Here is a 24,466-nt window from a genome sequence, read left to right as displayed (position 1 = left end):
TTAAAAATTATATCCTGTGCCCCATAGAAATAAGACAAACGATAATGCCCCGCTGATACTGGTAATAGACGATGAAGTCGCTATCAGGAAAACGCTGATAGAGATACTCTCTTTTGAAGGCTATAAAACCCTCGAAGCCGCTGACGGAGAATCGGCCCTCAAAATTTTCTCTGAAAATAAGTTTGATGCGGTTCTGTGCGATATTAAAATGCCAAAAATGGATGGCATTGAGTTTTTAAATAAGGCTTTGGAGGTGCATCCGGATGTTCCGGTTATCATGATATCTGGTCACGGAACTATTGAAACGGCTGTTGAGGCGGTAAAAAAGGGCGCCTATGATTTTATTTCAAAGCCGCCAGATCTGAACCGATTGCTCATAACTATCAAAAACGCTCTTGATAAGGGGACGCTCGTTACCGAAACCAGGGTACTTAAGAAAAGAATCTCCAAAGTACAGGATATTGTTGGCGATTCTGAGCCTATAATGAAAATTAAGGACACTATTGATAAAGTGGCTCCTACCGAAGCCCGGGTGCTGATAACAGGAGAAAATGGGGTGGGCAAAGAATTGGTAGCCCGCTGGCTGCACGAAAAAAGCGTTCGTAATGCAAGCCCGTTGGTAGAAGTAAACTGCGCCGCTATTCCAACAGAATTGATAGAATCAGAACTGTTTGGCCACGAAAAAGGCTCTTTTACATCGGCCGTTAAGCAAAGGATCGGAAAATTTGAGCAGGCCAACGGCGGTACGCTTTTCCTGGATGAGATTGGCGATATGAGCCTCAGCGCGCAGGCCAAGGTATTACGGGCCCTGCAGGAAGGTAAAATAACCCGGGTAGGTGCAGATAAGGATATTAATGTGGATGTAAGAGTGATTGCGGCTACCAATAAAGACCTGTTACAGGAAGTAGAGCAGAAAAATTTCAGGCTCGATCTCTATCACCGCCTGAGTGTTATTTTAATTCATGTTCCCTCGCTGAATGAGCGCAGGGGTGATGTGCCTAAACTGGTTGACAAGTTCCTGGAAAGCATTTGTATTGATTATGGAATTACTAAAAAGGCGATTGATGATAAGGCGATGCTATTGCTTCAGGAATATAACTGGACGGGCAATATCAGGGAGCTGCGTAACGTGGTAGAGCGACTGGTTATTCTCAGCGGCAAAACCATCACTGAAGATGACGTTAAAAATTATGTAAATCCTAAATAATTGCGTCTTCTGGAGGATTACATATATATATAAATAGGGAGTGCGCGCTGCATATGATTTGTAAACCTACCCATTATCAATATTAAGGAACAATTAAGAAGCGGCCATAGCTACGGATGCTATCTACCATCTATCTTTATAATATGACAAAAGCAACCCGGGCTCTACTGCTGATTGGGACGGCTGTACTTTGTGTAAATGCCGGCGCGCAGGACCAGCTTTCCACCGTTTTAAAGCAGGAGCTGCAGCGCGAATTTGGCCAGCTGAAAGCTGCTGACAAAAATGTATACTATATGAGCTACAGGGTAGATGATATCATGTCTTACCGGGTTAGCTCAAGCTTTGGCGTGATTAACGGAATCGATTCAACCCGGATCCGGATTTTTACTCCCACGATACGCGTAGGGTCGTACCAGTTCGATAATACGCACAATATGCAGTTCGGCGCTGCAGCAGGTACATTGCCGGTGGCAGACAATGAAGACCTGATCAGACTGGCCATTTGGAAAAGCACCGATGGGGCCTATAAAAACGCGGTGCAGATGTATGAGCAGCTCCTTACCAATAAAAAGGTACGTGTGGCAGAAGAAGATACGGCTGCGGATTTTACAGCAGCCCCCAAAGCGGTTTTTTTTGATGCTCCTGTTAACAATGCTTTACTGAAACCCAACCTTCAAAAAATTGCGGATGCTATGAAAACCTATACATCGGTTTTTAAAGAAAATCCAGACCTGCTAATGGGTGGGGCCAATTTTGAGTTTAAAATAACCCGGAAATATTTTGTTGATACAGACGGATCAGATATCGTGCAAAACGCAACCGAAACCTGGCAAAGCATTTATGGCAACAGTAAAGCTGACGATGGAATGGAGCTGCCGCTTTACAAGTTATATTTTGCCTATGATCCTTCAGGATTGCCACCTGCAGACAGCGTGCTGGCCGACGTTAAAATAATGAGTGCTAAGTTGAGCGTGCTAAGAAAATCGCCCCTGGCTGATCCTTTTGTGGGGCCCGCCATTCTTTCCGGCCGCGCTGCAGGAGTATTTTTTCACGAAATTTTTGGGCACCGGCTTGAAGGAAAAAGAATGAAAAATGAATTGGATGGGCAAACCTTCAAGAATAAAATAGGAAGTGAAGTGCTGCCGGGTTTCTTAAGCATTGCAATGGATCCTACAAGGAAAAAGGTGTCGGGTAATGAGGTAAACGGCTTTTACAAGTTTGATGATGAAGGGGTAGCCGCTCAAAAGGTAGATGTGGTAGAAAATGGGATCCTTAAAAATTTTTTAATGACAAGAACCCCTATTAACGGGGTAAGCGGAAGCAATGGTCATGCAAGAACCGCACCCGGCGGTATGCCCGAAAGCAGGCAAAGCAACCTTATTGTTACCGGTAAAAGTGATCAGTCTTTTGAAGATTTGCGGCAGCTGCTTATTGCTGAATGTAAGAAGCAGGGCAAGCCTTACGGTTATCTGTTCCAGGATGTGCAGGGCGGGTTTACCAACGTAGGGCGCACCACACCCAATGCTTTTAATGTGCTTCCTACTGAAGTGTATAAAATTTACGCAGATGGCCAACCAGATGAACTGGTGCGTGGTGTGGACCTGATAGGTACGCCGTTATCCATGTTCAAGCATATTGCAGCCTGCAGCAGCCAGGTAGAGACATTTAATGGCATGTGCGGATCGGGGTCTGGCTGGGTACCGGTTTCGGCTTCATCACCTGCTATTTTTGTAGATATTATAGAAACACAAAAAAAGAGCAAATCAAGCGAACGTATGCCTGTATTGCCAAGGCCGGACCTGGATAAAGAAGTTGACCGTTGAGGGTTCACAGGGCATCGTCAATCCTATACTTTAGTATTATAGATTTAATATTTTACATTTCACTATGAAAGCAAAAATATTCTTCCTGTTTTTGATAGCAGCGCTGGCTGGCCCGGCATTGTTCGCGCAGGATCTGAAAGACAATTTTTATGTAAATGTGCTTGAGAAAGAGTTACACCGTAATATAAAGCGCCTGCATTTGCCCGACCTGGAAAAGCCTTTTTTCATAGCATACAATTTACGTAACGAGTACGCTTACAGCTTAAACGGTGAGCGCGGGGAAATAACTACTATCGTCAAAACACCTGTCAATAAAAAATCTGCATCTGTTAAGTTAAGAGTGGGAGATTATCACCGGAATTTTGATTATATGATGTATGATGGTTATTTTATTAGCCTGCCCGACGAGGATAATGCCGATGAGTACCGCCGGCTGTTATGGCTGGAAACAGACAGGGCATATAAAAATAACTCAAGGCAATACAGCAGCTTTATGTCTTCGCTAAAGCGTGTAAATGTAGATGAAAAGGAGCTGGCGATGAATGATCTTTCCAGGATCACCCCGGTGGTAAAAGATTTTGGTGCAGTGCAGCCGATCACTGTAAACGCCAAACAATGGGAACAGCGTTTAAGAGATTTATCTGCGTTGTTTAAGGATAACCCCGCAATAGTAAGTTCTTATTGCAGGTTGACAGCAATCAGTTATGAAGATTACCTGGTAAGCAGCGAAGGAACCGTTATCAGGAAACCCGGGGAATATGTAACTTTTGCTGCCTATGGTGCGGTTTCGGATGAAAAAGGAAATACTTTTAACAGCAGCTATACCGTTACTGTAAGATCGATAGAAGAACTTCCTTCCGCAGACCAGCTTCGCGTGCAGGTAAAAGCTTTGATAGCAAAGATCAGGCAAAAGGAACAGGCAAAGCCTTTTGAAGGATCATATATGGGGCCGGTTTTGTTTATGGGTGATGCAGTGAGCGATATTGTTGCCCAATGCTTCACACAACCCTTGCAGGCAAGGCGTAAATCTGTTTTGGGTTATAATTCCGGCGAAACCAATTATGAAGAAAAGCTGGGACAGAAATTAGTATCATCTGACCTTACGGTTACCGCTATCCCGGCTTTAAGGTCATTTAATGGGAAGCGCACCACCGGTTATTACCAGGTCGATGATGAGGGCGTCATACCCGTCGATTCCCTGGTGCTGATACAGCAGGGAATTCTGAAAGCTTTGCTGAATGGACGCACTCCCACCCGGCACTTTCCCGAATCGCAGGGCTTTGCACAGTCTTTTATGGGGCGTAACTATAATGCCGGTGTATTAAAGCTAACCTCTGCCAGCATAACCCGTAGTGACTCCATGCAGGCCAGACTGCTGCAGCTGGCTAAGGAAGAGGGGCTGTCTGCTGCATATATTGTAAAGGATTTTTCTTTTAACAGTCCTGAAATTTATAAAGTAGATGTAGCGAAGGGCACTGTAGCAATGGTAAATGAATGTAAAATAACACCACTCACTTTACGGTCTCTGAGGCGGTTTGTTACGGCTTCCGATAAAATGCAGCTGACCAATACGCCCGATTTTAGCAGGATAGTGCCTGAAAGTATTATTGTGAACGAAATAGAAATTGAGAAAAATGAAATAACTACCAAGCCCAAACCTATCATAGTTACAAATCCCTTGCTTGATAAGCCTGTTACCGGCAGTAAACCGGGAAAAATAAAAAAGGCCGTTAAATATTAACAGCCTTCACGGGTGTATCATTATTCATAGATGAAAGGTGATGCACCATACCCGTGCTACCTTTGAACGGCCTGGCTGGAGTTTTCAGGTTGTAGCGTTTTTGCTTATAGATCATAGCTTATCAGAACCCCTGGATTCTTTATCCATTCGCTGAATGTCTTTCAGCTTATCTGCCGCGATAGGGTTGACATAGTCCCAGAATGCAGCCACACAAACAATCTTCCACTGCCCGTTGATCTTTTCCATTACCCGCACCTCTTTACTATGATGGAAATTGTCGCCCGCCTTATTACTGTTGAACTGGTCCCAGGTTAAATAGCAGGCATCAGGACCATAGAATTTATATTTAATATTTTTACGCTCTATTACAGGGTGGCTGCTCGATTGCGGTTCCGGGTTTTCATGAATATATCTACCAACGGTGCTGTTAATGCCCTCCCATCCCACACTGGCATCAAAAGTTCCATTCCTGTTGCTCCAGGCCTGGAACGCATAATCAGTTTGAGCATAAGTCGCTTTCCAGGCATCATAATCTCTTGCAAAGAAAGATTCGGTTTCTTTTTCAATAGTTGCAAGTATGGCATCTTTATCTGCCTGCGTATTTTTTGCGCCGGGGCGGTCGGCATTTGATTCTTTGCAGGCAGGGAATAATATTATAGCCGCCAGCATAGAGAAAATAAAAGAATATTCCAGAAATAACCCCGAAGGGCTTTGAGGCTTTTTAGTCAGGTTGCAGCCACCAGGCGCTGTTGAAAAGTAGTAAGCAGCATTACTTTTCGGCAAGGGATTATATATAAACTGGTACATAATGTTAAGTTTTATTTGTAACCAATAAACTTTCCATTCATCTCAGTATCGTGGCTTAAAGGGGATGCTAAATAATAGCATGGCAGCTTTTACCCTACTAATTTACTTTATATTTATTTAATTACCATAATAATATTTTTATGGCTTTTTCGTTGAAGGTATTTTACCGGAGAATAGATGTGCTTCGCCGAATAAGTGGCATAAGTTTCCTTTTCGATTAGTAATTCAGTTAAATTTGTTTAATAAACCTAAAAACAAAATAAAATGAAAGGACTAGGATTAATTGTATTGATAGCCCTGATTATTGTTGGCTTTATGGGCTGCAAAGGATATAACAGCCTTGTGGCAGAAGATGAAGTAGTAAAAAATGCCTGGGCCAACGTTCAGAGCGACTACCAAAGGCGTAACGACCTTGTTGGCAACCTGGTAAATACCGTAAAAGGTGCCGCAAAATTTGAGCAGGAAACTTTGACAAAAGTGATAGAGGCCCGTTCCAGAGCTACTTCGGTAAACATTTCGGCAGACCAGCTTACACCTGAAAATATTGGAAAATTCCAGGCCGCCCAGGGAGAAGTAAGCAGCGCATTGAGCCGTTTGCTGGCAGTAGTAGAAAGTTATCCTGAGCTGAAAGCCAATCAAAACTTTTTACAGTTGCAAAACCAGCTGGAAAGTATAGAAAATGAGATCCGTGCTTCGCGCAACAGTTATAACAGCGCTGTAAACAACTATAATACAAAGGTGAGGTCTTTCCCTATGAATATTTTGGGAGGTGTGTTCGGATTTAAAGCCAAAGAGCCATTTAAAGCAGATCCCGGAGCAGAAACCGCACCTAAGGTTGAATTTTAATCAAAGCGATCATGCAGCAGAAGCGGTTTTCAGGATATCTTATCGGTCTGTTCTTTATTTTGCTGGGCCTGTACTTGATCGTTGCCTATAATTCTTTAGTGAAAAAAGAAGAAAAAATGGTGCAGACCTGGGCCGAGGTTCAGAATGCCTATCAGCGCAGGCTGGATCTTACGCCCAATCTTGTTAATACGGTAAAAGGAATGACCGGCTTTGAGCAGGAAACGCTGACAAAAATTGCGGAGGCCCGGAGTAACGCGCTGTCGGTTACTGCATCTGAAATTAGTGCAGAGGCCTATCAGAAACAATCTGGCCTCCAGGATACATTGGCAGCCGCCTCCAACCGCCTGATTGCGGTGGTAGAGAAATATCCTGTTTTAAAAGGCACTGACGCTTTCAGGGGATTGCAGGTACAGTTAGAAGGTAATGAAAGACGCATAAAAGTAGCCCGGGCCGATTTTAATGGAGCTGTTAAAGATTATAACCAGGCTGCCCGCAGCTTCCCTAAAAGTATCGTGGCCGGCATATTCGGCTTTAAAGTAAAGCAAGGTTTTACAGCAGCTGAAGGGGCCGAACGAAACGTAGAAATAAAATTTTAAGACAATTGGGATTTTCACTCTTCAATAAAAAAAAGCCTCAGTTCCTTACCAGCGAAGAAAAAGAGCAGGTGGTGGCAGCTATCAGAAGCGCTGAAAGCCGTACCAGCGGCGAGATACGTATTTACATGGAAAGTCATTGTAAATATGTGGAACCCCTGGAACGGGCTTCCGAAGTTTTCTTCAGCCTGAAGATGGAGCAAACAAAGGAAAGAAATGCCGTTTTGCTATACATTGCCTATAAAGATCACCAGCTGGCTGTTTTCGGTGATGAAGGGATTTACAACAGAACTGGTAATGCGTACTGGTATAACCTGGTAAGTCATATTTTACAGGACTTTAATAAGGAACATTTTGCAGCAGGTATTTGTAAATGTGTATATGAAATAGGTGAGGGGCTGCATACATTTTTTCCTTATGACCGGGTTAATGATCAGAATGAGCTTCCCGATGATATTGTATTTGGAAAATAATAAAAGATACCCGTTTTAGTCCCCGATATAAGGCATCAATGAAAAAATTTCTTTTACTGATCTTGTTGTCCGTTTCAGTTTTTGCGAAAGCTCAGATTGAAAAAGTACTGCCGGCAGCACCCGTTCCTCCCAGGCTGGTAAACGACTTCACCGGCCATTTCTTAACGCGTGAACAGGCACAGGCCCTGGAAGATAAGCTGGTAGCCTATGACGACAGCTCTTCTAACCAGATAGCCATTGTTATTGTTGATGAGCTGAAAGGTTATTCGCGTGATGAATATGCTGTAGCATTAGGCCGAAAATGGGGCGTAGGCGGCCAAAAGCAATTCAGTAATGGAGTAGTGATACTGGTAAATACAGGTGAAAAAGGCGATCAGCGGGGTGTTTTTATTGCTACCGGTTACGGGCTGGAAGGAGCCGTAACCGATTTAATTGCCGACCAGATCGTACAAAACACATTATTGCCCAATTTCAGGCAGGGAAATAACTATCGCGGCCTCGATGAGGCTACTACTAATATTATGGAGGCGGCGGCGGGAAGATATACCGCTCCAGATGATTACCATAAAGGTAGCGGCGGCGGCAGCATCATAGGTTTGTTATTTGCAGCCTTTGTGCTTTTCATCATCATTGCGATCATCAGCCGGAAAGGGGGTGGTGGAGGCGGATATGTATCGCGCCGGGGCTATCGCGACGATTGGAGTGGCCCTGTTATTCTTCCGGGTGGCTGGTTAAAAGGCGGCGGCGGTAGTGGCTGGTCTGGTGGTGGTGGCGGCGGCTTTGGAGGTTTTGGCGGCGGCAGTTTTGGCGGTGGCGGCGCAGGCGGCAGCTGGTGAGGACGGAAGAAGGTGGTGACAGGGTGGAGAGGTTGAAAAGTTATAAAGTTTAAGGTTTAAAGTTGTTGAATGGTGTTGAATGGTGGTTTAAAGGTAGCAAAGGAGCAGAAGAGGGATTATTAACCAATATGGTATAGAAATTCTGTACTCTTGGCTGCTTGTGCCTGAAACCCGGAACTTGGAACCTTAAACAATCTCATATCGGCTCATTGGCATATTAGCACGTTATCACATTAGCCTATTATCTTGTTAATCTTAAAAATACTGGCAGATACTGTCAACTATTATCTAAATTTGCCGCAGGAAAAATTACATACTTTCATGAACAGGCATTTTCTTTTTTCGGCTTTATTTGTGCTCCTTTCGTTGGTTGGATCGGGTCAGGGTTACCAGGTACAGTCTAAATATTTTGTTTATCTGCAAACCGAACCCGCGCAGCCGTTTTATATAAAAATCAATAATCAGAAAATTGAGGCAAATGCTTCCGGGTATCTTATTCTTCCCCAGTTAAAAGACGGTGATTATAAGCTGGTAGTTGGCTTCCCGCAAAGTAAGGCAGAGGAGCAGGCGTTCAATTTTCGTATAGATTCAAAGGATAAAGGGTATCTTATAAAAGATTATGGTGCCGATGGCTGGGGATTGTTTGATCTGCAAACAATGGCTATACAAAAAGCGATCAAACCGGGTGCAGAAGCTGTTGCAAAAAAGCCCGATACCCCTAAACCAGAGCCAAAGAATGAGCCGGCTATGGCTGAGAATGTTTCTGATTTTACTAAAATTTTGTCGCAGGCGGCTAAAGATCCCAGCTTGCTGGAAAAGCCCAAACCGGCCCCGGTTGAAGAAAAGCCTGCCGAACAGCCGGTGTCGGCTCCTCCTGTCGCAGTTGAAACAACGCCTGACAGGAAAAAAACTGATCAGCCGGTTGAAAGAAAAGAGGAAGGCGCTGCACCCGTAAAAGGTGTTAGCCTGGTTTATGATGACAGGAACGAATTTGGCCAGGCAGACCCCATTACTATTTTTATACCAGAGCCCCGAGCCGTTTCTAATAGCGGTTCTTCGGCACAAACAGTTCCTGTAGATACAGGTACACCTGCAGCGGAGGCGGCACCTAAAAAAGAGCCTGCCTTTAAAGTAGAAGAAAAAACGCCGCTGCCGAAGAACGAAGAACCGAAACAGGCGGCCAAAACGGTGGTAAAAACAACGAACAGTGCCTGCAAATCTGTTGCTGATGAAGACGATTTTTTGAAGCTGCGCCGCACAATGGCTTCCCAGGTTAATGATGACAGTATGATTGCAGAGGCCCAGAAGGCTTTTAAAGCAAAGTGCTACACAACTGCTCAAATAAAATATTTAAGCAGCATGTTCCTTTCCAATGCAGGCAAGTATAACTTTTATGCAGCGGCTTATCCTCATGTTGCGGATAAAGAGCATTTTTCTTCGCTTGAATCTGAAATAAAAGATACCCATTACAAAAGCAGGTTCAACAGCCTTATCCAGTAGGTACTTTTCGGGTATTGTACTTATGAACTCAAATTGTACACACTAAATCTGTTTGGTTTGCGCTATTTCCTAGAAGTTGCATATAAGGGTACGCATTACAGCGGGTTTCAGGCACAAAAAAATGCGTTGACTATTCAGGGTGAAATCGAAAAGGCGTTCCACGTATTTTTCAAAGGCCTCCCTTCTTTTACCGGGTCTTCCAGAACCGATGCCGGGGTACATGCTTTACAAAATTTTTTTCATTTTGACTGGGAGGATGCGTTTCAGCAAAAATGGATCTATAATCTCAATGCTATTTTACCCGGTGATATCGTGGTGAAAAATATCACTGCAATGAGCAATGATGCACACTGCCGCTTTGATGCTTTAAGCCGGACCTACCATTACCACATCTATCAATACAAAAATCCATTTATTGCAGACAGGGCCTATTTCTATCCTTACACGCTGGATATTGAAAAGCTGAACCTGGCGGCTTCTGTTATAAAAAGCTATACTGATTTTACGTCATTTTCCAAGCGTAACACACAGGTGAAAACATTTAACTGTACTATCCAGCAAAGTGAGTGGTTGCAAAAAGAGGATCAATGGGTGTATGTAGTGTCTGCCAATCGATTTTTGCGGGGAATGGTGCGCGCATTAACCGCTACAATGCTGAAAGTTGGGCGCGGTATTATTTCCCTGGAAGATCTTCATCATATTATTCAATCTAAAGATTGCAATCATGCCTTTTTCGATACACCCGCGCATGGATTAACGCTGGTAAATGTCAGGTACTGATCTGCGCTGTATAATACTTTTTTTTCTTTTTTAAAAAGCCTCCGTTCGCCATTCCACGGTGTATTAAAGCTGCAGTATCCTGAAAAAGTGCTGTTCACTGTAAATGTCCTGCCCGCTCTTTAGTGCTTTATAATTTGTAATCAGGGAAAAATAGTCCCAGATGCAGGTATGGTTTTTATACGTTTTTCAGTTTGTTAAAGTAAATTTAATATTTAAATTTGAGTATAAAACATCAGCTTTGCTGCCAAATACTTGCTTTTCTTATGCAAAAAGAAATGCTACAGGAATTAAAAGACGGGAGCCATAAAGTGTTCAGCATTATTTATAATGACTGGCATAAGAAAGTGTTTGCGTATTTTTTACAGAAGGCCAATGATGAAACAACGGCCTGCGATCTTACGCAGCAGACTTTTATCAAACTATGGACTTACAGGAGGGGGATTAATATTGATTTGACGATAGATCAGCAACTTTTTCAAAAAGCCCGGCAGGTATGGATAGACTGGTTAAGAAAAGAGGCTATTTCACGAAAATATCTGAGTAGCAATGAATATGAAGACTGTAAAGCGGTTCCCCAGCCGTCACTGGAAAATATGTATCTCAATGCTGAATTAAAGCAGAGCCTTTCCCTGGCCATGAACGCGCTTCCCGAAAAACGGAAAAGAGTATTTGAACTGAAGCATATACATGGTATGTCTTATAAAGAAATTGCTGAGCACCTCCATATATCTGTTAAAACGGTAGACAACCATTTGCTGAAAGCTACTGCGCAGCTAAAAAAAATCTTTTACTGCATCGTTTGTTGTTTACCCGGCATGGCCATTATTTACTTTTTTATCCGCTAAATGCTGAGTGCATTTTACCCCCAGTATAAAGCCTTACCGTTTTTTACGGTTCATTGTATTGCTATTAGTGAAGAAATAGACCGTTTATACCGGTTACAGAACCGGTTTGGCTACAGGTAACCTGTAACCTGTTATATTACGGTGATATACGGATGGCCTAAAAAAAAAGAATAGCAGTAGGGGAAAGTTCTTTCTGGTGCGTACTACTATGCAGGACTAAAACGATCCGGATGCACAAAAAGCAGCTTTTAAAAAAGTTTTTAAGGAATGAATGCTCTTATGAGGAGGCAAAGCTTGCTTTGAAATATATGGAGGAAGACCCTTCCCTGCTGGATGAATTGCTGGCAAAAACGGAGTGGGACGCAGCCGATGCAAATCTGCCTGTTCATCCTGATACGGAGGAAGCTATGCGGCGCTTTGTGATGACTGCTACATCTAAGAAGCGGCGTATCCTGCAGCTGACTTATTGGGCAGCAGCAGCCTGTATTGCCGCTGTTTTATTAGGGGCCTATTGGTTCGTTATACAAAGGGATACTGATCATAAACCTGCTGTAATAGCACAGGCGGAGCCGTTAGAGATCATTAAAAACAACAGTAATGTAATAAAAGAAGTAGTGCTTGCCGATCGTTCTGTTGTACGCCTTTATCCAAAATCAGTCATCAAATTTGAGAAAAGCCTGCTGCACAACCGGAATATTTTTTTGGAGGGAAAAGCTTTTTTTAAAGTGGCTAAAAATAAACTAAAGCCATTTACCGTTTATTCGGGTTCGGTATCTACAACGGCGCTGGGTACCAGTTTTATGGTAAATGATGATAACACGAATAATATAAACGTGCAGTTGTTTGAAGGCAAGGTAGTAGTAAAAGCAACTACAAGCCGGATTAAAATGGAAGATATTTACCTGCTGCCCGGTAAAGAATGTATTATAGATATTCATAAGCACACTGTTGCGGTAGTGGCGATACCGGATAAGACCCAGCTGGCAACTGCTAAGCCTGTTCCTGCTGTAGCGGCGCCGGTAGCCGGTAACAGTGCGATCCCGGAAGTATCGCTTCATTTTAGAAAAACCGAAGTAACCGAAGTATTCAGCAGGCTGGAAAAAGTATTTAAAGCAAAAATTATTTATCGTGCGGAAGATATAGAAGGCGCTTATTTCACAGGGGCTTTTTCGGGAAGCGATTCGCTGCTGACAATAATAAAAGTGGTTTGTACGATGAACGGTTTACAATACCGTGTTCATGACAATGTAATTGAAGTATATAAGGAAAAGACATCGGCGGATGATACTTTTTTACAGCAGCCGGCTGATAAAATCGGGAAAGCACCGGGGTTACAGCCTACGGATATACTCCCTTCAAAACTGTCTGTTCAGCCACTGGTACAGGATAGCCTTTCATTGCACAACGGTATTATTATGTTCAGAAAGAAAAAGCTGAAAGACGTATTGCTCGTGCTTGCTGCCATACGAAAAGAAAAGATCGACCTAAAAAATTCAGATATTGACGACATATATATTACAGGGCCTGTAAATACCAATGATCCGCTTACCAGGACACTGGAGCTCATTTGTAATATGCATGCACTATCCTTAAAGATAAACAATACACAATTTGTAATACGTAAGAACTGATCTCGGGGAAACGTTTAAATAATAACTCTGTATTTATAAAACTAAAATTGATGCGTCTAAGAAAACTTTGCTGTTATTTTGGATTTATTGTTGCGCTGCTAATCAACGGTATCCCGCTTCGGGCACAACCACCTGTAATTGTAACAGGAACTGTACATGATGATAATTCTCAACCTGTTGCAGGCGCCACGGTGGTGGCCGTTAATACTACGGATACAACGCTGCAATTTACAACCAGCACTAATGCTGCGGGTATTTTCAGGTTTAATCAGCTTATTGCTGACCAAAGCTATCACATAAGGGTATCCTATGTTGGTTTTTTACCGCAATCTGTAAACAATTTTGATATAAAGAGAGGGGAGAGTAACTCTATTTTTATAAAGCTGCAGCCCGCAGCTACCACTGCATTAGATGAGGTAGTGGTGGTAGGGTACGGCACGCAGAAAAAAATAAATGTTACCGGTGCTGTAAACCAGGTAAAAGGTGATGAATTTCGCGATCGGCCTGTAACTAATATTTCACAAATGCTGCAGGGTGCTATTCCTAATCTGAACATAGGATTTAGCGGCGGCGCGCCGGGCACTATGGGCTCGCTGAATGTAAGGGGCGTTACTTCTGTTAATCTTTCGCTGTCTAACCCTGTAGTATCGGGAGGGCCGCTGGTAATAATTGATGGAGTACCGGGTACTTTAGACAGGCTCTCTCCGGAAGAAGTGGAAACTATAACTGTTTTAAAAGATGCGGCTTCCGCCGCTATTTATGGAGCCAGGGCTGCATTTGGTGTTGTACTGGTAACAACAAAAAATGGCAGGTTGGGAAAAACAGCTATAAGGTATAATAATTCTTTTGGTTTTGCTACGCCTACGGTTAGTACGGATTTTATTACAACCGGGTACGACTGGATGAAGCTGAACGATGCAGCACTGGCACATGTAGGCGGTTACTCCCGCTATACTGAGCAGGATTATGCCGAGCTCTATGCAAGAAGAAATGATAAAACCGAAGATCCCTCGCGCCCCTGGATTACTGTTCAAAACAGGAATGGAAGGGACCAGTATGTTTACTATGGTAATTATGACTGGTGGGATATTATGTTCACCAAATGGCAACCCAATCAAAATCATAACCTGAATATAAGCGGAGGGAACGAAAAAGTGCAGTATATGCTGAATGGGAATATGAAATTGATGGATGGAATTATGCGTATGCATACCGATAAGTACAGCTCTTATAACATTCGCTCCAAGGTTACGGCGCAGCTGAATAAATGGCTGAAGATTTCGCAGAATATGAACTTTTACAATTCGAATTATCTGTATTATGGACGCCAGGATGGGGGCAATGCCAACTTTTCATCCATTAATGTACATGCTTCCCCGGCATATGCGCCTTACAACCCGGATGGTACCCCGTTTTATATTACAGGTCTTAATAGTTACGATATTGCGGATGGGGCCTTCTTGTTAATATCAAGCGGAACGTCAAAAGGGGCCGAAAGAAAGTACGAACTGAATAGTATTACAGAGGCTGTTATTACACCTTTCAGGAATATGAATATTACTGCCAATTATACCTACCGCATGTTTACAGATCCCAGCTTCTATCGCATCACACCAGGTGTCTATTCATTATATCCGGGAGTTGTGGATACCGCATCAAGGTACAGACTGGACAAGCTTACAGAAGATCAGCAGTTCAACCAGATGCATGTTATTAATATTTTTGGCGATTATACCTGGAGCTTCAACCGTATCCACCATTTTAAAATAATTGCAGGTTTCAACCAGGAGCTTTACAGGAATAAAAAAATCACGGCGTCCAAACAGGATCTGGCAGACCCCGATTTAAATGATTTTAATCTCGCAAGTGGTATTATGGAAGTGGCCGGCGGCTCATCCGAGTTAGCATTGCGGGGATATTTTTACCGCTTAAACTATGATTATAAAGGAAAATATCTATTAGAGACCAATGGCCGCTACGATGGATCTTCGCGGTTCGCCAACGGCAGGAATTTTGCTTTTGCACCATCCGTTTCTTTAGGCTGGCGAGCCAGCGAAGAGGGCTTTTTTAAGCCGGTAAAAAAGGTGGTGAGCGATTTAAAGCTCAGGGGTTCCGTTGGCTCTTTGGGTAATCAGGAGGCTGCCGGCGGATTTTATCCGTATATATTAAGTTCTCCTACTGGCTCAATGAGCTACATCCTGGATGGCCAAAGGGCTAATTATGTAAGATACCCTACACCTGTAAGTGCAGATATAACATGGGAAAAAGTAACTACCTATAATGGTGGTATCGATATCGGGTTTTTAAAGAACCGGCTGAATATTTCTTTTGACAGGTACATAAGAGAAACGAAAGGATTCCTGGCAGAGGGGTATGATCTGCCCAATGTATTTGGTACAGCAGCGCCCCTAATGAATGTTGGAGAAATGCGTACGCAGGGGTTTGAGTTATCGGTTAACTGGCAGGACCGGTTTGAATTGGGGGGGAAACCGTTTAGATATAGCATCGGTGGTGTATTAGGAGATAATTACTCCAGGATAACGAAAGTGATCAAAGATAGCAGACTTACATACAGCTACTATAAAGGCAAAACAATCGGTGAGATATGGGGCTATATTACGGATGGGTATTTTCAAACAGATGCAGAGGCAAGAACTTACCCGGTAGACCAGAGTTTCTTAAACCGTGTGCGTATTGATAATAATATTCCGATAAGGGCCGGTGATTTAAGGTGGGTGGATCTGAATGGTGATGGTGTTATTAGTGCCAATCCCAACACAGTAGAAGAACCGGGCGATCAACGGGTGATTGGAAACACCACTCCCAGGTATAGCTATTCTTTTAACGGCAGGGCGAGCTGGGGTGGCATAGATGTTTCTGTATACTTCCAGGGGCTGGGTAAAAAAGACTGGTATCCCGGTAATAATGCGGATCGTTTCTGGGGACCTTATTCAAGACCCTATTTTAGCTTTATTCCTAAAGACTTTGAAAAAGATATTTACAGTGCAGATAACCCCAATGCATATTTCCCTAACCTGCTGGCGTATGTGGCTTTAAATGCAAACAATGAATTAAGGGCCGCCAATAATAAATACCTGCAGGACCTGGCATACCTGCGGTTGAAAAATCTTACAATAGGTTATTCTCTTCCCAATACGCTCATGAAAAGAGTTGGACTGAGCTCATTCCGAGTGTTTGTAAGTGGTGAAAACCTGGTAACCTGGACTAAGCTAAGGACTAAATATATAGACCCTGAACAGGCTATGGCTAACCAGGATGGGCGTGTTTACCCGTTCAGTAAAGTATATTCTTTTGGTATTGACATTAGTTTATAAACAGTTAAAGCATTAAGATGAAAAAGGCAAAAATATTTTTGTTCACTATAATTATTATAACTGCATTTTCCTGCAATAAAGATTTTTTAAGCAGGCAACCTCTCGATAAGGTAACTCCGGAAATGTTTTTCAGAAATGAAAATGATATGAAAACCTATACGAACTGGTTGTACTCAACATTCCAGGCAGGAGGCGATATTTATGAGGGAGGCGCCGATGATATTGTTAAATCTTCTGTATCTGCCGAAATATCCGGCTTAAGACAGGTGCCCCCTACCGATAATGTGAAATGGAACTGGGAGGCATTGAGGCAGATTAATTACTTCCTGAACCATCCGAATATCGTTAATTTTTCTAACACCAGGTTAAGAGACAAGTATGCTGGGGTGGCAAAATTTTTCAGGGCTTTATTTTATTTTAATAAGGTCAAGTGGTATGGCGATGTGCCCTGGTATGGGACTGTGATAGAAACCAATGATGGCGCCAATTTGCAGAAAGGAAGAGATTCACGTGTTTTAATTGTGGATTCTATTGTAGCTGACCTGGATTTTGCTATTGCTAATTTAGATGAAGCAAAGAGCGTTGAAAGGGTAACACGCTGGACTGCACTGGCACTTAAATCGAGAGTTTGCCTGTATGAAGGAACATGGCGTAAATACCATACAGAATTCAATCTGCCGGGAGCAGAAGCGCTACTGAATGAATGTGTGGCTGCTTCACAGGAAATGATATCATCAGGTGTATATAACCTCTACACGGCTACAAGCGGCCCCAGCGGTAATGCGTATCAGGATGTGTTCAATAATCTTAATATCGATCCGGTAATGACCGAAGTGATAATTGCCAGAAGATATTCCAACACGCTAAACCTGACGCATAATCTTCAGTTCTATATGACTTCTACAACGCAGGGCAAGCCCGGCCTGGAGAAGAAGCTGGTGAACAGCTACCTGATGAAAGACGGATCAAGGTTTACAGAGGTTCCGGGCTACGATACCATGCAGTACAATGGCGAAATACAAAACAGGGATCCGCGCCTGGCACAAACCATCAGAACACCTGGCTACCGGAGGGTGGGAGCTACATCGCCAACGCCGGTTAACTTTAATCTTACAATGACAGGATACCATCCGACAAAAGGGTTGAACGCAGCCAGCTTTGATGGAAGCTCTCAATCTTACCAGGATCTGATATTGTTCAGGTATGCAGAAGTGCTGCTGAATTATGCCGAGGCAAAAGCCGAATTAGGCACCCTGTCACAGGGCGATATTGATATTTCAATTAAACGTTTAAGAGACAGGGCAGGAATGCCTAACCTAAGTTTTACATTATCTAACGCTAATCCCGACGCCTACCAGGCTGCACTATATAAAAATGTGTCGGGAGCAAACAAAGGAGTGATACTCGAAATAAGGCGCGAAAGAAGAATAGAACTGGTAATGGAAAACGGGTTGAGATGGGAAGACCTGATGCGTTGGAAAGAAGGGCATTTACTGGCCCTGCCTTTCAAAGGAACTTATTTCCCGGGTACAGGATTGTATGATCTGGATAAGGATGGCGTTGCTGAGATCCAGATATATTCAGGGCAAAAGCCGCCTGCAGCCGGCCCTTACCTGTTTCCTGTAAGCGAGCTGGATGGTGCCGGTAAAGGCAATATTTTAACTAATATAAACATAAATAAAGCCTTTAACGAAAACAGGGATTATTTATGGCCGCTACCCATCTACGATTTAACGGTAAATCCAAACCTTACTCAAAATCCGGGGTGGAAATAGTAATTGATTAAATAAGAGTGATATGAAGTTTAATAATTTAAAAATAATTACCGTGGTAACCTTTTTTATCAGCACAATGATCCTGATGTTTTTAAGCTGCAATAAAAAACCTTATATGCCGCCGGGTCCGGCCACTTATATAGGTGCAGATGACGGCCGTTACGGAGCCAATAATGATGGTCAGCCGCTTTTAAGCAGCCTGAAAGTAATGACATACAATATTCATGCTTGTGTACCTCCTTCTAACCCTGGCATTGCAGATGTAGCTGCAGTGGCGAGGGCAATAAAAACAGCCAACCCTGATATTGTTTTTTTACAGGAAGTAGATAAAAATACGGGCAGAAACGGTTACTCGGGGGATCAGGCTAAAGTGATCGCAGATTCCCTGAAGATGAATTTTACCTATTATTCGGCAAGAGAATACCTGAAAGGGTTTTACGGAATAGCAGTGCTTAGCAGGTATCCCTTATCTGAAGTGCGGAAATTTTTGCTTACTAAAGAGAGTGACGCTACAGAGCAGCGGGTAATGGGCACCGCTTATGTGGATTTGCCGGGTAAGGACTCTGTAATGATAGCGGTAACACACCTGCAGCATAACAGTGCTACCAATCGGCTGCAGCAGGTCAAAGATATTGTAGCTAACCTGGGAAGCCGCGGCGACCGGATCGTGCTGGGAGGAGATTTTAACGAGCTGGAATCGAACACCGAATTTTTTGGCATATTTGACGGGGCATTTACCCGTACCTGTAAGGGCAGCAGTTGTGCACTTACATTTCCCGCTCAAAACCCTTCTTCTGTAATTGACTTTCTCGCGTACCGGCCGGCATCTGCATTTTCAGTAATATCTCACCAAACCGTTTCAGACACGTATGCTTCCGATCACTTACCGGTAATCGCAGAATTAAAAATTAATCGTTAAAACCAGTTTGTACATGAACAACCTCTATCATTATACGCGGTATTCTATATCTCTCGCCCTGTTATTTTTACTGATATCAGGCTGCTATAAAGATAAATGGAGAGAGAAAAGCGCAGCGGGCCCCGAGATAAAAATTGAAAAGCAGTTTGAGGCTATCCAGGGTATTAATGTGGGCGAAGAAATAAAAATACCCGTGACGGTAACTTCATCCGAAGGAGTAAAACGCTTATCGTATTTTTTTGTGACCCAAACAGCAAATGGTACGGCTTCCGGAACGCCGGTACACGTCGATAAAAAAGATTATCCGTCTACATTTACCCAGGACATATCTTTTAAAATAGCACCTGCAATGCTGGAACTGGTAATTGTGTCTTTCGACAAAAACAATAACAGCTCTGAGGCGCACATAAAAATGTCAGATATCAGAAATCTGCCTGTGATCAGTTTCAGGGACAATATAAAGTATGTGGAAAGAGTATTTGTGAACCGGGTATTAGCTGTAGAGGGAACTGTTATCTCAGATTATAACATCACGTCGTTAACTTATAAAACAGTAGTGGATGGTGTGATATCTCCGGAAACGAATATTTCTGTGCCTGACCCTAAAAATGTTCCTTTTAAGTTAGATATACTGGTTCCTAATGATCTTACAGATATAATTATTACAGCAAAAAACATACATAACGGCATGGCTGTGGATACCTTTAAAATAGGAGAGGTTGGTAACCTGGCGCTGGAAGGAGGAAAAACATCAATAGATATCCTGTATGCCGATAATATAAACTCCATAAAAGGAACCATTGTATCTGCATCAGAAATAACAAAGATCACCTATGCTGTTAAGTCCAGTGGTATTTATGGAGCTGAGCAGAATGTGAGCTTTACTCCGGCAGATGAAATTAATTTTACTGCCGATGTAATGGGGATAAAAGGAGCACAGGCCATCCGCTTTTCTACTACCAATAATGAAGGCAGGGTGCAGCACTATGAGATGCCGGTGTTGCAGGTGTATACACCATTATTGCGTTTCAAAAATGTAACGCTTACTTCCGAAATCGGAGCTGGTAAAAATAACTGGATGGGCTTCTGGAAAGCTCCGAATCTCTTCGATATACCTTCTGCTGCGGCTAATCACGCATTTGTTGATATTGGTTTGATCCGCCATCAAACCGGATTTAGAATTGTTACTCCCTCATTATATAATGTAGCAGGGTACGATGTATCTATCGCTCCGTATATGGACGGTTTTACGACGGCAACTTATACTCTTGTTACATCATTTAGGGGTAAGGTAACCGCCGCGGCAATGGATACCATCCTTTACGATAAAAACATGGAGAACTTTATTAATAATAATATTAAGGGCCCCACCCCGGTTGGGGAGAATTATAACGTTACAAACGCTTACAGGCGCTTATCAGATAATATAGTAGCTACCAGTGTAAACAGGGGGTTTGTTATAGGCTGGGGCACACGGGTTGGAGATACTGTGATACATGAGGCTTATGGGCTGGCAGTAATTAAATCGGTAAGTATATCCGGCACAGTATGTACGCTTACATTAGATATCACAGTACCTAAAGAAGATATGCGAACCCGGTTTAATGCGGTATCTTCCTTTAACCTCCAGTAAAGTATGGTGTGTTAAACCGGTTCTCTTTTTAAAGTCCTGGCATTAATTGTTATCAGGGATAAAGTCAATTTGTATGATGTTGAGATGTTTCATTTTTCTTGTTTTGATTACGGGCTATTTCAACGGGTGGGCCTGCAATACCAAGCCGTTTGTACAGCCGGCAAAGGATTTGATAAGAAGGGTCATTGGGGTAGAAGCTGACCAGTTTATCGTAGAGGGCATGACTGCAAAAAACGGGAAAGACCATTTTGAGATAGATAAAAAAGGCCAAAAGGTACTTTTACGTGGCACCAGTGGTATAGCAATCGCAAGCGCTTTTAATCATTACCTTAAATACGTTGCTCACTGCCAGGTTACCTGGAACGGCAGCAATCTGAACCTGCCTGCTAAATTACCATTACCCCAATTTAAAATTGTAAAAAAAACGCCTTACGATTACAGATATTATTTGAACTATTGCACCTATAACTATAGCATGAGCTGGTGGGATTGGGAGCGGTGGGAGCAAGAAATAGACTGGATGGCAATGAATGGTATCAATATGCCGCTTTCTGTTTTAGGATTGAACGAAGTGCTTTACCAGCTGTACACAGGCATGGGTATGAAAGAAGCCGACCTGGAAAATTTTTTCAGCGGCCCGGCTTATTTCGCATGGTTCTGGATGGGTAATCTCGATGGCTGGGGAGGTCCCCTGCCGCGCAGCCTTATGCTGAAGCATGCAGCGCTTCAGAAGAAAATATTACAACGTCAGCGGGCGTTAGGTATGAAGCCGGTATTACCTGCTTTTTCGGGTCATGTACCACCGGCATTTAAAAAATATTTTCCCAAAGCAAATATTAAAAGCGTGGGCTGGAACGGTATCTTTCCTAATATCAATATTATTGATCCCGGCGATTCATTGTTTGTAACAACAGGCCGGCGGTTCATGGAGATTCAAACCGGTCTGTTTGGTACGGACCATCTTTATTCGGCCGATACATTTAATGAAGTAGATCCTCCCACTGACGATCCCGCTTTTATATCAGGTGTAAGCCGGAATGTATACCAGTCGATGGCAACAGCCGATTCGGATGCCGTTTGGATAATGCAGGGCTGGTTATTTTATTTTTCAAGAAAGTTCTGGAAAGAACCGCAGGTGAAAGCGTTGCTGAATGCTGTTCCCGATGATAAAATGATCATACTGGATTTATGGACGGAAAAATTTCCCGTTTGGTCTAAAAACGGTTCTTATTATGGCAAACCCTGGATCTGGAATATGCTGAATAATTTTGGGGGTAACAATGTAGTGCATGGCCTGATGGATAGCATCGCAAACAATCCTTCCCGGGATCTTAAAAATCCGCATGCAGGCAAAATGGCAGGCATTGGCTTAACGATGGAAGCTATAGAAACCAACCCTGTGGTATATGAAATGATGATGGAAAATACCTGGCGAACAGATCCCATTGATATTACAGCCTGGCTGAAGCAGTATACATTGCGCAGGTATGGTAAGGCGAATGCTCATGCTAATAACGCATGGAATATTTTAAGGCATACTGCATATGCTGATTCGCTCACCTCACGCGGACCACGTTCAATGATCCAGTCTCGTCCCACTTTTTCTTCAAAAGGTATCCGGATAGATTTAAGATTTCCGTATGATAACAAGGAGCTCGCCCGGGCCTGGAATGAACTGTTGCTGGCAGCCCCGGCACTCAGCCTCAGCGACGGTTTCCGGTTCGACCTGGTAGATGTAACAAGGCAGGTGCTTTCCAATCACGCCATCAGTATCCATAAGAAGTTTACAGAGGCCTATAGTAAAAAAGATATGGTTGCTTACCAAAAATATACGGCTGACTTTATCGTATTAATAGAAGATATGGACAGGTTGGTGGCCAGCAGGAAAGAGTTTTTGCTGGGCCGGTGGATCGCCGATGCCCGCAGGTTAGGAAATACTGAGGAAGAGAAAGATTTATACGAACGCAATGCCCGGAACCTGATCACTACCTGGGGAGATAAGGATAACAGGCTTCATGAGTATTCGGCGCGGCAATGGAGCGGACTATTCAACAGCTTTTATAAACCCCGCTGGCAGCAATTTTTTAGAGCTACCATGTATAGCCTGGAACATAATAAATCATTTGATGCTGACAGCTTTATTAAAGAGATCAGGAACTGGGAGTGGAGCTGGATAAAAAACAAGCAGGTTTTTAATACGGAACCAACCGGAGATCCTATAGCTTTATGTACTGAAATGTATACAAAGTACAGCCGGTTTATAGAAACATATGTGCTTAACTATGAGAATAATGCTATAATACCCTAGGCAGTGGGCTATACTGCCTGCTAAAATGCTGAAATTACTTATATCAATTGTTCCAGTTACATTCTAAAAAGAAATGAAGTTTATTAAAGTTACTGAGCAGCCATCTCACTACAGGCATCTGGAGAAGATGACTACAGAGGAGGTGCTGACCAATATTAATAAAGAAGATAAAACAGTGCCGTTGGTCATTGAACGTGCTATTCCCTGGATTACAGCTCTGGTGGACGTGGTAAAAGAAAAGATACGGGCAGGTGGCAGACTGCTTTATATAGGTGCAGGTACGAGTGGCCGGCTGGGTGTACTGGACGCCAGTGAGTGTCCGCCTACTTATGGGGTATCGCCACACCTTGTTGTGGGTATAATGGCAGGAGGGGACGCAGCGTTGCGGTATGGCATTGAAGAAGCAGAAGATGATGAAGATTTGGGCCGGTCAGATTTGCAGACCTATAAGGTTTCCGATAAAGATGTGGTGGTTGGCATAGCGGCCAGCGGAACGACGCCTTATGTGGTTGGGGCATTGCGTTATGCTCAGCAATCTGGCGTTACAACGGGTTGTGTTGTGTGTAATGAAGGATCACCTGTTGCACAGTATGCAGCCTATCCTATTGAGCTGATAGTAGGCCCTGAGTTTGTAACCGGCAGCACACGTATGAAAAGCGGAACGGCACAAAAGCTGGTATTGAATATGATTTCTACTGCTACAATGATCGGTATCGGGCTGGTTGAAGACAACCAGATGGTCAATATGCAGATCAGCAACCATAAGCTGGTTGACCGGGGAATAAAAATGCTCATAAAGCAAACAGGTATCTCGGATTATGAAACAGCCAAATCAGCCCTGCTGCAGCATGGCAGTGTGAAGCTCGCTGCACGCGCATTAAGACAAAAATAACGGGTCGGTCAGATTGGGGCGCAGGCATGATGCGGTTATGTTAAAAATATTTTTTTCTAAAAAAGGCGAAAAAGTTTGGCACTTTAAAAAACACTCGTATATTTGCATCCGCGTTTGAAAAAAACGATATAGTTCTCTGAAAAAGCATCTGTTAAGGATGCGTGATTTTTTAAAAAATAATGAATACAGATTGTATTTTGTATTCCGCTTATTCCATTTTCTTCAGCAATTATTTTGAAAATAATTTTTCTTTTTTATAGCTGAATTTGAAATTTATTTTGTATCTTTGCAACCCGTTTTTAAAACGAGTAAGTTCCTTTGAAAATAAAGATTTGGTAGATCGGGAGGAAGTTTTTACCTTTGCGATCCCAAAGTAAAAAGTGGCGATTATTATTAGTCGTTTAGTTCTTAAGAGGTCACAAAAAATGATATAGCGTTTGAGGCGCTGTAGTGGTTCAATTCCGCTGATATCATCAGTTTCGGTCCGGGCGAATATGTTCGGTAATTTCCGGAGAAGTTCTT

18 protein-coding genes are annotated in these 24,466 nt (G+C 43.0%); 17 read left to right on the top strand and 1 reads right to left on the bottom strand.

The window, feature by feature from the left end:
* Positions 1 to 16 precede the first annotated feature (16 nt).
* The 3 genes from ACYVBM_RS00090 to ACYVBM_RS00080 all read left to right on the top strand — a co-directional run bounded on the left by ACYVBM_RS00090 (position 17) and on the right by ACYVBM_RS00080 (position 4,771).
* Entirely contained in the window at positions 17 to 1,207 is a 1,191-nt protein-coding gene (locus tag ACYVBM_RS00090) for a sigma-54-dependent transcriptional regulator (RefSeq protein WP_460683561.1), read from the top strand.
* 143 nt (positions 1,208 to 1,350) lie between these two features.
* Positions 1,351 to 3,030 (top strand): TldD/PmbA family protein, encoded by a 1,680-nt coding sequence (locus ACYVBM_RS00085; RefSeq protein WP_460683560.1) that lies wholly within the window; start codon positions 1,351 to 1,353, stop codon positions 3,028 to 3,030.
* 64 nt (positions 3,031 to 3,094) lie between these two features.
* Positions 3,095 to 4,771: a metallopeptidase TldD-related protein gene (locus tag ACYVBM_RS00080; protein ID WP_460683559.1), complete on the top strand. Its 1,677-nt coding sequence runs from the start codon at positions 3,095 to 3,097 to the stop codon at positions 4,769 to 4,771.
* A 111-nt stretch (positions 4,772 to 4,882) separates the two neighbouring features.
* On the opposite strand, the gene ACYVBM_RS00075 is transcribed toward ACYVBM_RS00080, so the two are convergent.
* Positions 4,883 to 5,578: a hypothetical protein gene (locus ACYVBM_RS00075; RefSeq protein ID WP_460683558.1), complete on the bottom strand. Its 696-nt coding sequence runs from the start codon at positions 5,576 to 5,578 to the stop codon at positions 4,883 to 4,885.
* Between the two features lie 264 nt (positions 5,579 to 5,842).
* On the opposite strand from ACYVBM_RS00075, the gene ACYVBM_RS00070 reads away from it, so the two are divergent.
* From ACYVBM_RS00070 to murQ, 14 genes are all read left to right on the top strand, one after another.
* The gene (locus ACYVBM_RS00070; RefSeq protein WP_460683557.1) at positions 5,843 to 6,424 is read left to right on the top strand and encodes a LemA family protein; all 582 of its coding nucleotides are present in this window, start codon (positions 5,843 to 5,845) and stop codon (positions 6,422 to 6,424) included.
* Between the two features lie 11 nt (positions 6,425 to 6,435).
* A complete protein-coding gene (locus ACYVBM_RS00065) occupies positions 6,436 to 7,020 on the top strand; it encodes a LemA family protein (protein ID WP_460683556.1) in 585 nt (194 codons plus the stop codon).
* A gap of 5 nt (positions 7,021 to 7,025) precedes the next feature.
* Positions 7,026 to 7,490 carry a TPM domain-containing protein gene (locus ACYVBM_RS00060; protein WP_460683555.1) on the top strand — a complete coding sequence of 155 codons (465 nt, stop codon included), beginning with the start codon at positions 7,026 to 7,028 and terminating at the stop codon, positions 7,488 to 7,490.
* A gap of 38 nt (positions 7,491 to 7,528) precedes the next feature.
* A complete protein-coding gene (locus ACYVBM_RS00055; protein ID WP_460683554.1) occupies positions 7,529 to 8,326 on the top strand; it encodes a TPM domain-containing protein in 798 nt (265 codons plus the stop codon).
* A 321-nt stretch (positions 8,327 to 8,647) separates the two neighbouring features.
* Complete coding sequence (locus tag ACYVBM_RS00050; RefSeq protein WP_460683553.1) at positions 8,648 to 9,826, top strand: DUF4476 domain-containing protein; 1,179 nt, start codon at positions 8,648 to 8,650, stop codon at positions 9,824 to 9,826.
* Positions 9,827 to 9,883: 57 nt separating this feature from the next.
* Entirely contained in the window at positions 9,884 to 10,606 is a 723-nt protein-coding gene (truA, locus tag ACYVBM_RS00045; protein ID WP_460683552.1) for a tRNA pseudouridine(38-40) synthase TruA, read from the top strand.
* Positions 10,607 to 10,869: 263 nt separating this feature from the next.
* Positions 10,870 to 11,451 (top strand): RNA polymerase sigma factor, encoded by a 582-nt coding sequence (locus ACYVBM_RS00040; RefSeq protein ID WP_460683551.1) that lies wholly within the window; start codon positions 10,870 to 10,872, stop codon positions 11,449 to 11,451.
* Positions 11,452 to 11,681: 230 nt separating this feature from the next.
* Positions 11,682 to 13,082 carry a FecR domain-containing protein gene (locus ACYVBM_RS00035; RefSeq protein WP_460683550.1) on the top strand — a complete coding sequence of 467 codons (1,401 nt, stop codon included), beginning with the start codon at positions 11,682 to 11,684 and terminating at the stop codon, positions 13,080 to 13,082.
* 50 nt (positions 13,083 to 13,132) lie between these two features.
* Positions 13,133 to 16,417, top strand: a complete 3,285-nt coding sequence (locus tag ACYVBM_RS00030) for a SusC/RagA family TonB-linked outer membrane protein (RefSeq protein ID WP_460683549.1) — start codon at positions 13,133 to 13,135, stop codon at positions 16,415 to 16,417.
* Between the two features lie 17 nt (positions 16,418 to 16,434).
* On the top strand, positions 16,435 to 18,192 hold the full coding sequence (locus ACYVBM_RS00025) for a RagB/SusD family nutrient uptake outer membrane protein (protein ID WP_460683548.1): 1,758 nt from the start codon (positions 16,435 to 16,437) through the stop codon (positions 18,190 to 18,192).
* A gap of 22 nt (positions 18,193 to 18,214) precedes the next feature.
* The gene (locus ACYVBM_RS00020) at positions 18,215 to 19,111 is read left to right on the top strand and encodes an endonuclease/exonuclease/phosphatase family protein (protein WP_460683547.1); all 897 of its coding nucleotides are present in this window, start codon (positions 18,215 to 18,217) and stop codon (positions 19,109 to 19,111) included.
* A 13-nt stretch (positions 19,112 to 19,124) separates the two neighbouring features.
* Positions 19,125 to 20,744 carry a hypothetical protein gene (locus ACYVBM_RS00015; protein ID WP_460683546.1) on the top strand — a complete coding sequence of 540 codons (1,620 nt, stop codon included), beginning with the start codon at positions 19,125 to 19,127 and terminating at the stop codon, positions 20,742 to 20,744.
* A gap of 73 nt (positions 20,745 to 20,817) precedes the next feature.
* Entirely contained in the window at positions 20,818 to 23,052 is a 2,235-nt protein-coding gene (locus ACYVBM_RS00010; RefSeq protein WP_460683545.1) for an alpha-N-acetylglucosaminidase, read from the top strand.
* A gap of 73 nt (positions 23,053 to 23,125) precedes the next feature.
* Positions 23,126 to 23,944 (top strand): N-acetylmuramic acid 6-phosphate etherase, encoded by an 819-nt coding sequence (gene murQ / locus ACYVBM_RS00005; RefSeq protein WP_460683544.1) that lies wholly within the window; start codon positions 23,126 to 23,128, stop codon positions 23,942 to 23,944.
* Positions 23,945 to 24,466: the final 522 nt, after the last annotated feature.

Source organism: Niabella aquatica (assembly GCF_054779315.1).
This window is presented reverse-complemented; position numbering and strand designations above follow the sequence as displayed.